The 15,798-nt window shown below is 67.6% G+C and carries 12 protein-coding genes; all 12 read left to right on the top strand.

Annotated features, from left to right (window positions below; translation table 11 throughout):
* Positions 1 to 177 precede the first annotated feature (177 nt).
* The 12 genes from Q4S45_RS16190 (at position 178) to Q4S45_RS16245 (ending at position 15,798) form a co-directional block, all read left to right on the top strand.
* The gene (locus Q4S45_RS16190) at positions 178 to 555 is read left to right on the top strand and encodes a hypothetical protein (RefSeq protein ID WP_305505964.1); all 378 of its coding nucleotides are present in this window, start codon (positions 178 to 180) and stop codon (positions 553 to 555) included.
* A 164-nt stretch (positions 556 to 719) separates the two neighbouring features.
* A complete protein-coding gene (locus Q4S45_RS16195; RefSeq protein WP_305505966.1) occupies positions 720 to 1,610 on the top strand; it encodes a sulfurtransferase in 891 nt (296 codons plus the stop codon).
* Between the two features lie 127 nt (positions 1,611 to 1,737).
* Positions 1,738 to 2,679: a glycosyltransferase family 2 protein gene (locus tag Q4S45_RS16200; protein WP_305505968.1), complete on the top strand. Its 942-nt coding sequence runs from the start codon at positions 1,738 to 1,740 to the stop codon at positions 2,677 to 2,679.
* Positions 2,672 to 3,067, top strand: a complete 396-nt coding sequence (locus Q4S45_RS16205) for a GtrA family protein (RefSeq protein ID WP_305505970.1) — start codon at positions 2,672 to 2,674, stop codon at positions 3,065 to 3,067. Before Q4S45_RS16200 ends, Q4S45_RS16205 begins: the two co-directional genes overlap by 8 nt.
* On the top strand, positions 3,064 to 4,740 hold the full coding sequence (locus Q4S45_RS16210) for a hypothetical protein (protein WP_305505972.1): 1,677 nt from the start codon (positions 3,064 to 3,066) through the stop codon (positions 4,738 to 4,740). Before Q4S45_RS16205 ends, Q4S45_RS16210 begins: the two co-directional genes overlap by 4 nt.
* Before the next feature lie 51 nt (positions 4,741 to 4,791).
* Positions 4,792 to 5,064: a hypothetical protein gene (locus Q4S45_RS16215; RefSeq protein ID WP_305505974.1), complete on the top strand. Its 273-nt coding sequence runs from the start codon at positions 4,792 to 4,794 to the stop codon at positions 5,062 to 5,064.
* Positions 5,064 to 8,792: a glycosyltransferase gene (locus tag Q4S45_RS16220; protein WP_305505976.1), complete on the top strand. Its 3,729-nt coding sequence runs from the start codon at positions 5,064 to 5,066 to the stop codon at positions 8,790 to 8,792. The genes Q4S45_RS16215 and Q4S45_RS16220 overlap by 1 nt, the downstream gene beginning before the upstream one ends.
* A 381-nt stretch (positions 8,793 to 9,173) precedes the next feature.
* Positions 9,174 to 10,268, top strand: a complete 1,095-nt coding sequence (locus Q4S45_RS16225) for a hypothetical protein (protein WP_305505978.1) — start codon at positions 9,174 to 9,176, stop codon at positions 10,266 to 10,268.
* Positions 10,265 to 12,502 (top strand): glycosyltransferase, encoded by a 2,238-nt coding sequence (locus Q4S45_RS16230; protein WP_305505980.1) that lies wholly within the window; start codon positions 10,265 to 10,267, stop codon positions 12,500 to 12,502. The genes Q4S45_RS16225 and Q4S45_RS16230 overlap by 4 nt, the downstream gene beginning before the upstream one ends.
* Complete coding sequence (locus Q4S45_RS16235; protein WP_305505982.1) at positions 12,499 to 13,599, top strand: glycosyltransferase family 4 protein; 1,101 nt, start codon at positions 12,499 to 12,501, stop codon at positions 13,597 to 13,599. Before Q4S45_RS16230 ends, Q4S45_RS16235 begins: the two co-directional genes overlap by 4 nt.
* Before the next feature lie 10 nt (positions 13,600 to 13,609).
* On the top strand, positions 13,610 to 14,422 hold the full coding sequence (locus Q4S45_RS16240; RefSeq protein WP_305505983.1) for an ABC transporter permease: 813 nt from the start codon (positions 13,610 to 13,612) through the stop codon (positions 14,420 to 14,422).
* A 14-nt stretch (positions 14,423 to 14,436) separates the two neighbouring features.
* Positions 14,437 to 15,798, top strand: coding sequence for an ABC transporter ATP-binding protein (locus tag Q4S45_RS16245; protein WP_305505985.1), 1,362 nt, complete (start codon positions 14,437 to 14,439; stop codon positions 15,796 to 15,798).

Below are 15,798 nucleotides of genomic sequence, written 5' to 3' on the forward strand. Positions count from 1 at the left end.
CCTGCTGTGCGAAGAGGCGCTATTTTACCCCGCCCGGCCGATCCCGCCTCCGGCATCTGCCCGACCGTCGTAATTGCCCAACTGTAAGAAGTTGTAAGTATCGTCAACGGGCATTTTGGCCGCCTCGTTAATAGCTCAGCAGCACCGATTTATTCACAACTACACAAGGGACACACCATGAAAAACGTACTCGCCGCTCTGACCGTCGCTCTGTTCGCTACCGCCGCTTTCGCCCAGGCGCCAGCGCCAGCCGCCAAGACCGAAGTGAAGCCAGCCGCTGCGGTCAAGGCTGACGCCAAAGTCGCCGCCGCTGAAGTCAAGGCCGACGCAAAAGTCGCCAAGACCGAAGTCAAAGCCGACGCCAAAGTCGCCAAGACCGAAGCCAAAGCCGATGCGAAAGTCGCTGCAGCAGAAGTGAAGGCGGATGCCGCCGAAGTCAAGGCCGACGCCAAAGCCGCCAAGACCAAAGCAAAGCACAAGGCAGTCAAGGCCAAGGCAAAAGCTGAAGTTGCGGCAGCGACGCCTGCAACGCCAGCTACGCCAGCCGCCAAGTAATCGGCCGCCGCGTGATCAAAAAGACAGGGTTCGCCCTGTCTTTTTTTCGTTGTGCACACAGCGAATGGGGTCAGGTCCGCAGGACCAGACCCCGCCGCATCGCTGACGCCGGCAACGGCGCGGTTTATAATAGCGGCTTCGCCCGAAATCTTCAGTTAGCAATCATGCAAGCCACCACCGACCTCGCCGCGGCGCAGGCCAGCGCCGCCGCCATGGCGCACGTTAATATCGCCGCCTACAAATTCATCACCTTCGACAACATCGAAGAGATGCGCCCGCAGTACCAGGAGATCTGCAAGGAGCTTGGCCTGAAAGGCACGATCCTGCTGACGCCAGAAGGCATCAACATGTTCCTGTCCGGCCCGCGCGCGCAGATCGACCAGTTCCTCGCATGGGTGCGCAGCGACGCGCGTTTCTCCGACCTGGAGGTGAAGGAAAGCTATTCCGAGGAGCAGTCGCACAAGCGCATGCTGGTGAAGATCAAGAAAGAGATCATCACGATGCGCATGCCGCTCATCAAACCGGAGCTGGGCCGCGCGCCGTCCGTGGCGCCGGCCACGCTCAAGCGCTGGCTCGACCAGGGCCACGACGACAACGGCAAGCCGGTCGTGATGGTCGACACCCGCAACGCGTTCGAGGTCGACGTCGGCACCTTCAACAACACGATCGACTACCGCATCGAAAAATTCACCGAGTTCCCGGAAGTGATCGCCGCGAACAAGGATGCGCTGGCCGACAAGACCGTCGTCACCTTCTGCACCGGCGGCATCCGCTGCGAGAAGGCGGCGATCCACATGCAGAATATCGGTTACGACAGCGTGTACCAGCTCGAAGGCGGCATCCTGAAATATTTCGAGGACGTCGGCGGCGAGCACTACACCGGCGACTGCTTCGTGTTCGACTACCGCACCGCCCTGAATCCGAAGCTCGAGCCGAGCGTGACGGTGCAGTGCTTCGCCTGCCGCGCCGTGGTGACGCCGCGCCAGCAGCTCTCGCCCAACTACGTGTACGGCGAGTCGTGCCCGCACTGCAAGCCGGAAGCCGAACCGGCTTAAAACCTCCCGGAGCCGGGGAATCGGAAGTGACTGGTAGTGACACGGCTATAATGGCCGCTGCACAAATTCCCCCTCCAGGAACATGCCAGTCACCTTCGACCAAGCGTTGCATCGGCAAATCGATCCAGTGAGCTGCCTCGCCGGCCAGCGCATTGCCATCCTGGTCCCCTGCTTCAACGAAGCCCTGACAATCGGCGCCATCGTGCGCGACTTCAACGCCTGCCTGCCGCAAGCCGAAGTCCACGTCTTCGACAACAACTCGACCGACGACACCGTGCGCATTGCCAGCGAAGCCGGCGCCACCGTGCGCCGGGTGCCTCTGCAAGGCAAAGGCAACGTCATCCGGCGCATGTTCGCCGACGTCGAAGCCGACATCTACATCATGGTCGATGGCGACGACACCTACGACGCCAGCGTCGCTCCGCAGCTCGCGCAACGCCTGGTCGACGAAGGGCTCGACATGCTGGTCGGCTCGCGCGTGTCGAGCGAACAGGCCGCGTACCGCTTCGGCCACCGCTTCGGCAACCGCATGCTCACCGGCTGCGTCGCCATGCTGTTCGGCCGCAGCTTCTCCGACATGCTGTCCGGCTACCGCGTGTTCTCGCGGCGCTACGTCAAGTCCTTCGCAGCCCACTCCTCCGGCTTCGAAACGGAGACCGAGCTGACCGTGCACGCGCTCGAACTGCGCATGCCGGTCGCCGAAGTGGCCACCGTGTACAAGTCGCGCCCGGAAGGATCGGTCAGCAAACTCGACACCTACCGCGACGGCATGCGCATCATGATGATGATCCTGCGCCTGTTCAAGACCGAGCGCCCGCTGCTGTTCTTCTCGATCGGCTTCTTCGCCTGCACCCTGCTCGCCATCGCGCTGTCGGTCCCAGTGATCCAGACCTACCTGGCGACCGGCCTGGTGCCGCGCCAGCCGACTGCGATCCTGTGCGCGTCGCTGGTACTGTTCGGCGTGATCCTGCTGTCCTGCGGGCTGATCCTCGATACGGTCACCAAGGGGCGCGTCGAGCAGAAGCGCTTCGCCTATCTTTCGATCCCCGGACCGTCGCACCGTGGCTGACACGCGCGTCGAAGTGGCGCGCTTCGCGGTGGCCGGCGTGCTCGGGTTGATCACCGACGTCGCCGCCCTGTACCTGGCGCTCGCGCTGGGCATGGGTCCGTTCGCCGGCCGCGCCGTGTCGTTCCTGTGCGCCGTCGCAGTGACATGGCAATTCAACCGGCGCTACACATTCAGTAGCAAACCCGGCATCTCCGCGTGGCGCGAGTGGTGGAATTACCTGGCCGCGATGCTGCTGGGCGGCGCGGTCAATTACGGCGTCTACAGCGCCCTCATCCTGACGATCCGCGACGTTCCGCTGCTGCCGCTGGCCGCGGTCGCCGCAGGTTCGCTCGCCGGGATGACGGTCAATTTCGTCAACGCCAAATACTTTATATTCCGGTCCCGATGACGTTCAGGCAGCGCTTCCTCTCCTTCATCGGCGCCGCGTGGCGGCGCCTCGACCAGGCATCGGCATGGCGCTTCGCGATGGTGGCCATGCCGCTGGTCTTCGGACTGATGTCGCTGCGCCTGGGCCAGGACGACAACTGGGATCTGAAGAACTACCACCTCTATAACCCGTTCGCGCTGCTGAACGGGAAAATCGGGTTCGACCTCGCGCCCGCGCAATGGCAAAGCTATTTCAACCCGACGCTGGACCTGCTGTACTACGGCCTGACGCACGCGCTGCCGGGCCCCGTCGCCGGCTTCGTCATGGGCTGCCTTCACGGCCTCAATTTCGTGCTGGCCGCGGCCATCGCGCGCTACGCGCTGCCGCACAAGGGCTATCGCCTGCCGCTGCTGCTCGCGCTGGCCGGCACGCTCGGCGCCGGCTTCCTGACACAGCTAGGCAACAGCATGGGCGACAACACCACGTCGCTGCTGGTGCTCGGCGCCGTGCTGCTGGTGCTGTCGAACTTCCACCGGCTCGCGCGCGGCGGCGGCGGCGGCGCGGCGCCCGCCATCGGCGCCGGCATCGTCATGGGCCTTGGCGCGGGGCTGAAGCTGACCAACGCCACCTACGCCCTCGCCCTGTGCCTGGCGCTGTTCGCTTTGCCGGGCAACGCGTGGCCGCGGCTGCGCGCGGCATTCGTCTTTGGTGTCGGCGTCCTCGCCGGCATTGCCGCCAGCGCCGGCCACTGGTACTGGAAGATGTGGACGGTGTTCGGCAATCCGCTGTTCCCACAATTTAACGATCGCTTCCACGGTCCGCTGGCGGCGCCGATCGGCATCGGCGACACCGGCTGGCTGCCCCGAGGCCTGGCCGAAAAATTCCTGTGGCCGTTCATCTTCGCGCTCGACTCCAAACGCGTCGGCGAGCTGAAACTGACGCTGCTGCTTTGGCCGGCGCTGTATGCGGCGTTCGCGCTGCTGGCGCTCACGTTCCTGTTCAGGCGCCCGGCAGCAGTGGCGGATGAAGCGGCGCCGCTCCAGCGCATGCTGCTGGCATTCTTCGCCCTCGCCTACCTGGGCTGGCTGAACCTGTTCGGCATCTACCGCTACCTGATACCGCTCGAACTCATCGCGCCGCTGGCGCTGTGGCTGGTGTTGCACCGCCTTGCGCCGCCACCGCTGGCGGCCCGGATCGGCGCGGCGGCGCTGGTGGCGGCCACAATCGCCGGGCTGCCGCATGCGTCATGGGGCCACGCCTCCTGGGCCCGCGCCGCGTTTTCCGCCGAGGTGCCAGCCTTCCCCCAGCCGCAGGAAAGCCTGGTGTTCACCGTGCACGGCGATCCGCCCATGGGCTGGCTGGTGACGCTGTTCCCGAAATCCCTGGCGTTCGTCTCGCTCGGCTCCGGCTTTCCCGAGTCGCAGGCCTACCAGGACCGGGTACGCGCGATGGTGGCAAGCCGGCGCGGCCCACTGTACGTGATGCTGCAAGCCGACCGCGCCGACCCGGCCCAGCCGCGAAGCGAGGCCGATCGCCGCAGGGCGCAGGAGGCCAACCGCGAAACGCTCGGCAAGGCCCGCGACCTGCTCGCAAGGTACGGCTTCGTCCTCGACCAGTCCAGCTGCCGGTCGCACCCTGCTTTCATCGGCCGCACCCGCTGGGCCTACCAGCTGTGCACGGTCTCGGCGCGTTAGCCCGATTATGGGAAAATGCCGGAATCGCCCGTCACCTCTCGGATTGCTTCCATGTCGACCGCCCGATTCAAACACTCCCTGACCCGGTCCGCCGTGCGGCTGGCGCGGGCGGTGCTGCGCCGGCCGCAATTGAAGTACATCGCGCGCCGCATGCTGGGGCGCTTCCCCACGCTGCAAGGACGCCTGCAAGGCATGATGTACCGCGCGGCGCTGGCGCCGCACGCGAAACCTCCGGCCGGCCCGCAGGCTGACAGCGACCTGTCGCCACGCACCCAGCGCATGATGCGCGAACTGCAGCGCGCATTCGACAAGCGCGCCCCGTAATGCGCATCGTCATCGACCTGCAGGGAGCCCAGTCGGCCAGTCGCTTGCGCGGCATCGGGCGATACTCGCTGGCGCTGGCGCAGGCGATTGCGCGCAACGCCGGTGAGCACGACATCTGGCTGGTCATGAACGGCGGCTTCGATGGGTTGGCCGCCTTGCAACGCGCATTCGAAGGCCTGGTTCCTCGCGAGCGCATGCGGGTATTCGATGTGCCGCTGCCGGTCGCGGAACTGGCGGCCGACAACTCGGTGCGCAGCCGCAGCGCCGAATTGCTGCGCGAAAGCTTCATCGCCCGGCTGCAGCCGGACGCCGTCCTGGTCACCAGCCTGTTCGAAGGCTATGTCGACGACGCAGTCACCTCGGTCGGCGAATTCACCGAGGGCGCCGGCACCGCCGTGGTGCTCTACGACCTGATTCCGTTCCTGAATCCGGATGCCTATCTTGGTACCGCGACGCAGGAGCAGTACTACGCGCGCAAGATCGCGTCGCTGCGCCGCGCCGGTCTGCTGCTGGCGATATCGAACCATGCCCGCGACGAGGCGGTGCAGGCGCTCGGACTCGATCCGGCAAGCGTGGTCGCCATCTTGACCGCCGCTGATGCCGCGTTCCAGCCAGGTCCTCACGCCAGCGAATCGCTGCGGCGCACGTTGGGCATCACCCGCGAGATCGTCATGTACGCGCCGGGCGGCACCGACGCCCGCAAGAACATCGAAGGACTGATCAGCGCATTCGGCCTGCTGCCGGCGGCCTTGCGCCAGAGCCACCAACTGCTGATCGCCAGCGGAATCGACGCGGCGCGCCAGCGCGACTTGCGCGCGCACGCCGCGCGAAGCGGGCTGGCCGCCGGCGACCTGATCCTCACCGGCCACGTCGGCGATGCGACGCTGATCGACCTGTACCGCACCGCCGCGCTGTTCGTGTTCCCCTCGCTGCACGAGGGATTCGGGCTGCCCGCGCTGGAGGCGATGGCTTGCGGCGCGCCGGTGATCGGCGCCGACAACAGCAGCATCCCGGAAGTGATCGGATGCGCCGAGGCGCTGTTCGATGCATCCTCGCCGGCCGCGATCGCCGCCAGCATCGCCCGCGTGCTGCAGGACCCGGACCTGCGCGAACGGCTGCGCGCCCACGGCCGCGTGCAGTCGCGGCGCTTTTCCTGGGATGCCACCGCACAGCGCAGCCTGCGCGCGCTGGAAGCGCATCATGCGCGCGCGCCCGCAGCGCACGGCGCGGCGGCGCGGCGCCGGCTGGCGTTCGTCTCGCCGCTGCCGCCGCAGCGCAGCGGCATCGCCGACTACGCGGTGCAACTGCTGCCCGAACTGCTTGCGCACTTCGAGATCGATCTGGTGGTGCAGCAGGATGAAGTGAGCCTGCCCGCCGCGCTGGCCGCGCTGCCCCGCCACTCCGCCGAATGGTTCCTGCACAACGCGCATCTGTTCGACCAGATCCTCTACCAGTTCGGCAACAGCCCGTTCCACGGCTACATGTTCCCGCTGCTGGAAGCGCACCCCGGCGTGGTGGTCCTGCACGATTTCTTCCTCAGCCGCGTGCTGGCGTACGAGCAGGTGAGCAGCGCGCTGCCCGGCGCCTGGACCGAGGCGCTGTACCATTCGCACGGCTACCCTGCGCTGCGCGCCGCCACTAGCGCCGACCTCGAGCAGGCCCAGGACAGCTATCCCTGCAACCTCGCGGTGCTCGACAACGCCACTGAAGTGATTGTCCACTCCGCGCATGCGCGCGAGCTCGCCGAAGAATGGTACGGCGCCGGCGCCACCGGCAACTGGCATGTGGCGCCGCTGCCGCGCAGCGCCCCCGCCCAAACCGATCGCGCCGCCGCGCGCGCCGCACTGGGAATCCGGCAGGACGCCTTCGTCGTGTGCAGTTTCGGATTCATCGCACCGACCAAGCTGACAGCCCGCCTGGTGGAGGCATGGATCGCGTCGTCGCTGCATGCCGATCCGGCCTGCGAACTGGTGCTGGTCGGCGCCAACCACGGCGGCGCCTACGGAGCCGGAATCGCCGACGCCATCCGCGCCGCCGGCCCGCGCATCCGGATCGCCGGCTGGACCGATGACGCCGACTATCACCGCTACCTGCAGGCGGCCGACGCCGGGGTTCAGCTGCGCACCGCCTCGCGCGGCGAGACCTCGGCGGCGGTACTCGACTGCATGAACTACGGCCTGCCCACCATCGTCAACGCCAGCGGCTCGATGACGGAGCTGCCCGACACCGCGATCCTGAAACTGGACGAGGAATTTGCGCCGGCCGATTTGGCCGCGGCGCTGGAGCGGCTGCGCCACGACGCCCCGTTGCGCGCGCTCCTCGGCGAGAACGCGCGTGCGCTGATCCGCACCAGCCACGCCCCGGCCCATTGCGCGCAACTGTACGCCGGCGTGCTGGAACAGGCGTGGCGCACCGCGCGCACCGGCCGCCGCGCGCTGGCGGAACGACTGGCCAGGGTCCCCGGCGCCACGGCCGGCAAGGCGGCGATGCAGCAGCTGGCCGCGTGCATGGCGCGCCTGCCGGACCGGCTGGCGCAGCGCCAGTTGCTGGTGGACGTCACCAATATCGCGCGGCACGACCTGCGCACCGGCATCGAGCGCGTGGTGCGCGCCCAGCTGCTCGAACTCCTGCGCCGGCCGCTGGCCGGTCTGCGCGTCGAGCCGGTGCGCCTGTGCGCGCAGGGCGGGCGCTGGCAGTACCGCTACGCGCGCCAGTACACCTGCGCCCTGCTCGGCATCGATGCCGGCGCCGCGGGCGACGCGGCGGTCGACATCGCGCCGGGCGACCTCTTCTACGGCGCCGATTACGCGCCCGGCGCGGTGACCGGGGCGGCGCGCGAAGGGCTGTACGCCGAATGGCGGGAACGCGGCGTCGAAATCAGCTTCCAGGTGTACGACCTGCTGCCGGTTCTGCGCCCCGACTTCTTCCCCGCCGGCGCCGACCGGGTGCATGCCGACTGGCTGCGCAGCGTCGCCGCGAACGCCGACCGCCTGATCTGCATCTCCGCTGCGGTCGGCCGCGAACTGCGCGACTGGATGGCGGCGCAGGCCCTGCCGGCGCCGCATCCCCGCGTGACCTCGCTGCACCTGGGCGCCGATCTCGATGGCGCGCCCGCGCCGCCGGCCGCGCCGGCGCTGCCCGCTCGCTTCGGCGCCGCGCCCACCTTCCTGATGGTCGGCACCATCGAACCGCGCAAGGGCCATTTGCAGGCGCTGGCGGCCTTCGAGCAACTGTGGGCCGGCGGCGTCGAGGCCAACCTGGTGATCGTCGGCGGCGAAGGCTGGGCCCCGCTGGCGCGCGCCGAACGGCGCACCATTCCGCAGATCGTCGAGCGGCTGCAGGGCCACGCGCAGCTGGGCAAACGGCTGCTGTGGCTGAAGGGCGCCGGCGACGACCAGCTGCACGCCCTGTACCGGCACAGCGCATGCCTGCTGGCGCCGAGCGAAGGCGAGGGATTCGGCCTGCCGCTGATCGAAGCGGCGCGCCACGGCGTGCCGATCCTGGCGCGCGACCTGGCGGTGTTTCGCGAGGTCGCTGGCGAGCACGCCAGCTATTTCAGCGATGCCGACGGCCAGCACGCGCTGGCCGACGCGATCCACGCCTGGCTGGCCGCGTACGCCGCGGGCGGGCATGTGCGGCCGGAGCGCATGCCGTGGATGACGTGGGAGCAGCATGGCGCCGCGCTGCTCGGCATCCTCATGCCTGGCGGCAGATCCAGCGCTTGCTGAGGAAGTAGCTGCAAGCGAGGGACGATCATGTTGGCACGGCGAGTCCAGGCTTGGAGCCGCATCAAGCGGAGTGACGGAACGAAATTGACGGCGGCAGGTCTATTGAGGTCGGCGAAGGACGCGGGGAATCGCCGCACGCACCACGCTTGTTCGCGCAGCGACCCGCGACACTGTTACACCTTTTCGATGGCGCTTGTGTCGGCCTCGACGATTGCGCGTTATGATTCGAGGCCACGGGTGGCGATCGGGTGCGCGCTGGTACATTGCGTCGCCGCGCTGGCCGGAAGTTCCGGGCCGCCCCCGCCCGCCGGGGATGAGCCGCGGCCGCGCCTGCTTTTTTTGTAACAATGTTTGCACAGAAATGGCTGATCGATGAAAGCGATGAAAGCAAGACTTCGAAAAATCGTCCGGACCATGGCCGGCTGGCCCGGCATCGGGCGCCTGATCCGCATCGGCGTCGCGGTGATCCGGCTGCCTGAATTTCGCGCCGAATACCTGGCGCGCAACGGCTTGTCCGACGCCAGCTTCATGGCCGATGGACGTCCCTCCCACTTCGAAACCGAGCAGCTTCCCACGCTGCTGCAAACGGTGTCGGCGCTGAACCACCGCCAGCTGGCCAGCGACAACGACCGCGACAACCTGGTCAAGTCGGTGCCGGTGGCGCTGCGCCGCCTCGGGCGCGACCTGGCCGACGGCCGCGCCGAACTGCAGCGCGTCGAGCAGGCCTTCGCGCAGCGGCTCGATGGCGCGGAGGCCGGCACCAGCGCGCGGATCGATGCGCTGAACGCGCGCCTCGACGGCGCGGTGAACGCCGTCGAATTCCTGCTTGGCCGGGTCGAATTCGTGCGCCGCGAGCTGATGTTCGAAATGCGCTACGGCGCCACCGCGCCGGACGCCGGCGCCGCTCAGCTCGAAACGGCCGGTGAAATCCTGGCGCCGGAAAAGGTCGCGGCGGCGCGCAACGACGGCTTGCGGCTGAACCTCGGCTGCGGCCACATTGCGCTCGACGGCTACCTGAACGTGGACCGGCGCGCCCTGCCCGGCGTGGACATCGTCGCCGAAGTCGACCAGCTGCCGTTTGCCCAGGGCGAACTGAGCGAAATATTTTCCGCCCACCTGCTCGAACACTTCCCCCAGGAGCAGCTGCGGCGCGCCCTGCTGCCGTACTACTTCGGCCTGTTGAAACACGGCGGCCGCTTCGCCGCGGTGGTGCCCGATGCCGAGGCGATGCTGCGCGAATACGCCAACGGCACCTACCCCTACGCCTCGCTGCGCGAAGTGCTGTACGGCGGCCAGGACTACGACGGCGACTTCCACTTCAATATGTTCACCCCGGCGTCGATGAGCGACTACCTGCGCGAAGCCGGCTTCGTTGACGTGCAGGTGCTGGCCAGCGGGCGCCGGAACGGGCGCTGCTACGAATTTGAAATCGCGGCCCGCAAGCCGGCCCTGCAGGCCATGGAGCAGGCAGCATGAAGGCGCCGTCACCGACCATCTCGATCGTCATCAACACCCTCAACCGCGGCCCCGAACTGCAGCAGACGCTCGACAGCCTGCGCTGGCTGAAGTATTCCGGCCAGTTCGAAGTGGTGGTGGTGAACGGCCCCTCGACCGACCACTCGGACGACGTAATCGCGGCCTGGTCCGGCCAGGTGCGCGCCGGTAAATGCGCGCTGGCCAACCTGTCGGTGTCGCGCAATATCGGCATCTGCATGGCGCAGGGCGACATCGTGGCCTTCATCGACGACGACGCCATCCCCGAACCGGAGTGGCTGGAACAACTGGCGCAGGCTTACGCCGACCCGATGGTGGGCGCGGCCGGCGGCCTGGTGTTCAATCACACCGGCTACGATTTCCAGTACAAGTACTGCGTGGTGGACCGCTTCGGCAACGCCGACGTGGGCATGGCCGGCCCGACGCCGCACCTGTCGTTCCCGAAAAGCGGGCGCTTTCCGCATCTGCTGGGCTGCAATTCGTCGTTCCGCCGCTCGGCGCTGCTCGAAGTGGGCGGCTTCGACGAGGAATACGAGTACTTCCTCGACGAGACCGACGTCTGCCTGCGCGTGGTCGACGCCGGCTACCTGATCGCGCAGCTGCCGTGCGCCTATGTCCATCACAAGTACGCGCCCAGCAATATTCGCGGCGAAAACAAGGTGCCGCGCAACCGCTATCCGATCATCAAGAACAAGATCTACTTCACGCTCAAGCACGCGCGCGAGTTCCATCCGCTGGCGCGGGTGCTGCAGGAGCACCATAACTTCGTCGAAGGCCAGCGCCAGGAAGTGAACTGGGCGGCCGGCGAAAAGCTGCTGTCCGAAGCGGACGTGGCGCAGTTCAACAGCGACCTCGATCGCGCGCTGGAGGTGGGCCTGCGGCGCGGCTTCGAAGGCGTGCTGCCCGGCGCCATGATCGATGCGGCCAAGCTGGCGCGCTACGCCGGCCACTTCAAGCCGTTCACGCCGATCGCCAATCCGGACGCGAAGGCGATCGTGCTGGTGTCGCGCGACTTCCCGCCGAACCACGGCGGCGGCATCGCCACCTTCAACAAGGACCTGGCCGAGGCCCTGGCGCGCGATGGACACATCGTTTGCGTCATCACGCAAAGCCCGGACGTGAACCGGGTCGATTTCGAGAACGGCGTATGGGTGCACCGGATGGTGGTGCGCGAGGTGCCGCGCTCGCAGGCGGCGATCGACGCCGCGCTGCCGCAGCAGCTGTGGAACTGGTCGGCCGTGGCGTTCGAGGAAGCCAGGCGCATCGCCACCCACCGCAAGATTGACGTGGTCGAGGCGCCGGTGTGGGATTGCGAAGGCGCCGCCTTCCTGTTCGACGGCCGCTGGCCGCTGGTGACGAGCCTGCAGACGACGCTGCACTTCTGGCTCCAGTCGCATCCGGACCGTCACGCCGACAAGCAGTGGATGAAGCGTTTCGCCGCGCCGGTGCTGGCGATGGAGAAGCAGCTGATGCTCGAATCGAGCGGGGTGCGCTCGATCAGCGCGGCGATCCGGCGCGACATCGAAGAAGGGTACGGCTTCCGTTTCAGGGAGGACGCGGTGCGCGTCGCGCCGCTCGGCATGCCGCCCGCAGCCGCGGCGCCGGCGCCGGCCCCTGCCTCGGGGCGCGTGACGGTGCTGTTCGTCGGCCGGCTCGAGCCGCGCAAGGGCATCGACACCCTGCTGGCGGCGATCCCGCGCGTGCTGGCCGAAAATCCGCAGGTCGATTTCCGCATCGTCGGCGACGACAGCCTGCCGGTCCCGGGCGGCAAGGCAAGCTACAAGGAAGCCTTCCTGAACAGCGAGGCGGGCAAGGCGTCCCGCGGCCGGGTCCATTTCGGTGGCCGCGCCGGGCAGCAGGAACTGGTGGCCGCCTACGCCGCCTGCGACATCTTCGTCGCGCCGAGCCGCTTCGAATCGTTCGGCCTGGTCTTCCTGGAGGCGATGCGCGAAGGCAAGCCGGTGATCGGCTGCGACGTTGGCGGTATGCCCGAAATAATCGAAGACGGCGTCAACGGCCTGCTGGTGGCGCCGGCCGACAGCGACGCGCTGGCCGCCGCCATCCTGAAGCTGGCCGCGTCGGCGCCATTGAGGGCCGAAATGGGCGCCGCCGGCCGCCGCATCTTCGCCGAAAAATTCACCTCCGAACGGATGGCCGGCGCGTCGGTCGGGCTGTACGCGATGGCGCGCCAGAACTTCGAGGCGGCCCACGCGTGAACATCTCGTACGTGCACGGGATCTGCATGCAGCACGATGCGATCTCCAACTCGATCCGCGATGAAATCGAATGGCTGTCCGCGTCGCACCGGGTGCGCCTGTTCGCCTACGCCTGCGACCAGCCGCAGCTGCCGTTCACCAAGGTCGACGACGTGCGCGCGCTGGTGTTCGATACCCATTTCCGCTCGAGCGACCTGGTGGTGTTCCACTTCGGCGTTCACTACCCGCTGTTCGACGCGCTCACGGTGTGCCCCGTGAACGCCAGGCGGCTGGTGGTGTTCCACAACATCACGCCGAAGGAATTCGTCGCCCCCAGCCATCACGAAACGGCCGACCTGTCGTTCAAGCAGCTGGCCAACCTGATGTTCGCCGACCACGTGGTGTGCGACAGCCAGACCAACCTCGACGTGATGCGCGCGGCCGGCATCGACACGCCCGCGACAGTGATGCCGCTGGCGCTGCATTCGCACCAGGAGCCGCCGCAGGCCAAGCCCAGCGCGCGCGACGGCGTGGTGCGCATCGCCTTCGTCGGCCGCTTCGTCAAATCGAAAGGCGCCGGCGAACTGGTGGCCGCGCTCGACCAGGTGCTGCGCGCGACGCCCGGCCGCAGCATCGCGCTCGACATGGTCGGCAACCTGATGTTTTCCGATCCGCTGCTGCTCGACGAAATCGGCAAGGCGATCGAGCAGCTGCACCAAGCGCACGGCGCGCAGGTCAGCGTGACCATCCACGGCAGCGCGCCGGAAGAACTGAAGGCGAGCCTCCTGCGCGACGCCGACCTGTTCGTGCTGCCCACCTGGCACGAGGGATTTTGCGTGCCGGTGCTGGAGGCGCTCGCCAGCGGCTGCAAGGTGATCAGCTACGACAACTCCAACCTGCCGGCCATCACGGGCGGCCTGGGCCAGCTGGTGCCGACCGGCGACGTCGCGGCGCTGGCCGCGGCGATTGCCGACGCTGCCGCGCTGGTGACGTCGCCGGCCTGGCGCGACAGCGAATACGGCGAGTACGCCGCGCAGGCGCGCGCCTACGTGGCCACCTTCTCGCCCGAACGCACGCGCCGGCGCTTCCTCAATTTCATCCGGCATTTCATGCACTGACCGCTCCCCTATGCGAAACAACACCAACCAAGGATTTCGGAACGGCCTGGGACTGACCTGGATGCTGGCCAGGCGCGACCTGAAGAACCGCTACGCCAGTTCGTACGCGGGGGTGGCGTGGAATGTCGGGGTGCCGCTGCTGTACTCCTTGATCAACGTGATCGTGTTTTCGATCCTGATGACCGGGCGCATGGGCGAGCGCTACGGCAACGTGCCGTTCGCGCTGTTCTACTTCGTGCCGTTCTCGCTGTGGACGGTGTTCTCCGAGGTGGTCGGGCGCAGCCCCGGCATCCTGCGCGAATACGCCTACCTGATCAACAAGATCGCGTTCCCGGTGTGGGTGCTGCCGCTGATTCCCTTCGCGTCGGCGCTGCTTAGCCAGGCGATCATCCTGATGCTCACCGCCGGCTTGATGATCTACCTGCAGGTGCCGCTGGCGCCCACGGCCTGGGCCTATCTGCCGATCTGGCTGATCGCGCTGGCGCTCACGCTGGGCATCGCCTACGTCGTCGCCGCGCTGGCGGTGTACGTGCCGGACCTGGCGCAGGCAGTGCCGGTCGGCGTCACCATCCTGTTCTGGCTCACCCCCATCCTCTATCCGGCGACACTGGTGGAGGATCACGGCGCGCTGTGGATCCGCAACATCATCATGGACTACAACCCGTTCTTCTACCTGGTCGACCTGTCGCGCCACGCCGTGTTCGGCGGCGCCGCAATGTCGTGGCATGCGCTCGGCGCGATGGCGCTGGTGGCGGCGGCCGTGCTGGCGCTGGGACTGGCCCTGTTCCGCAAGCTGCAGCCCGGCTTTGCCGACGTGATCTGACATCCGGGAGCCCCATGCGCGATCAACTCGACACTCCCGTCATCGAACTGGCCAACGTCAGCAAAATCTACCATACCTATTCCTCGCCGCGCCACCGCCTGCTCGAACTGCTGTCGGGCGGGCGCAAGCAGTATGCGCGCGAAACCCGCGCGCTCGACGACGTGTCGTTCACGCTCGAGCGCGGCGGACGGCTCGGCATCGTCGGCGAAAACGGCAGCGGCAAGAGCACCCTGCTCAAGGTGCTGGCCGGCGTGCTCACCCCCACTGCGGGCCAGGCCCGGGTGGACGGGCGCGTGTCGGCCCTGCTGGAACTGGGCGCCGGTTTCAATCCCGAGTTGCCCGGCAAGGAAAACATCCGCCAGTTCTGCATGCTGCACGGGATGCACAAGGACGAGATCGACCTAGCGCTGCCCGAGATCGTCAGGTTCAGCGAACTGCGCGACGCGATCGACCATCCGGTCAAGACCTACAGCAGCGGCATGGCGGTGCGCCTGGGCTTCGCCTGCGCGGTGTACGTGCAGCCCGACATCCTGATCGTCGATGAAGCGCTGAGCGTGGGCGACGCCTACTTCCAGAACAAGTGCCTGCACAAGATCCGGTCCATGCTCGACCAGGGCACCTCCTTCATCTACGTGACCCATTCGGCCGACGCGATCCGCTCGCTGTGCAACCAGGGCCTGTGGCTGGACAAGGGCCGGGTGCGGCTGGCCGGCGCGTCGAGCCATGTCGGCGGCGCCTACCAGAGCGAGATCTTCCGCCGCCTGGTACGCGCCGGGCTGGACGAAGCCGCCGCACCGGCGCCGGACGACGCCGCGGCGCAGGTCGAACCGGCGCACGACGGCGCGCCCGACCAGGCCCGCCAGCAGGCCTTCGCCGAGCGCGTGGCGCCGCTGCGCACCGGCAGCGGCGAGATCCTGGTCGAGGACATCAGCATCATCGACGCGGCCGGCGCCGACACCGATTCGGTCGGCATCGACGAACTGGTGCGCATCCGCGTGTTCTTCCGGGTCAAGCGCGAACCGCCGCCACAGGCCGTGCTCAACGTCGGCATCACCGACGACGCCGGGCGCCAGATCCTGCATTTCAACCCGATGTTCTCCGGGCATTTCGCGTCGAACGCGGCGCTCAACGTGCCGCAGATGATGGAGTTCTCGTTCACCAACCCCTTGTGTCCCGGCGAATACGGCGTCACCGCCGGCATTGCGACCCTGTTCGACAATCCGAAGAACCACGGCCAGACCCTGGTCGACAGCGTCGTCGATTACTGCCCTGGCGGCAGCCGCTTCACCGTCAGGTTCCCCGACAGCTCGATCCCGCGCGACCTGTGGGGCATCGTCCATGTCGATTACAAAGTCACCTCGAAGTCGGTCGACTGA

Source organism: Massilia sp. R2A-15, assembly GCF_030704305.1.
In the GTDB taxonomy this organism is placed as follows: Bacteria; Pseudomonadota; Gammaproteobacteria; order Burkholderiales; family Burkholderiaceae_D; genus JAFCUW01.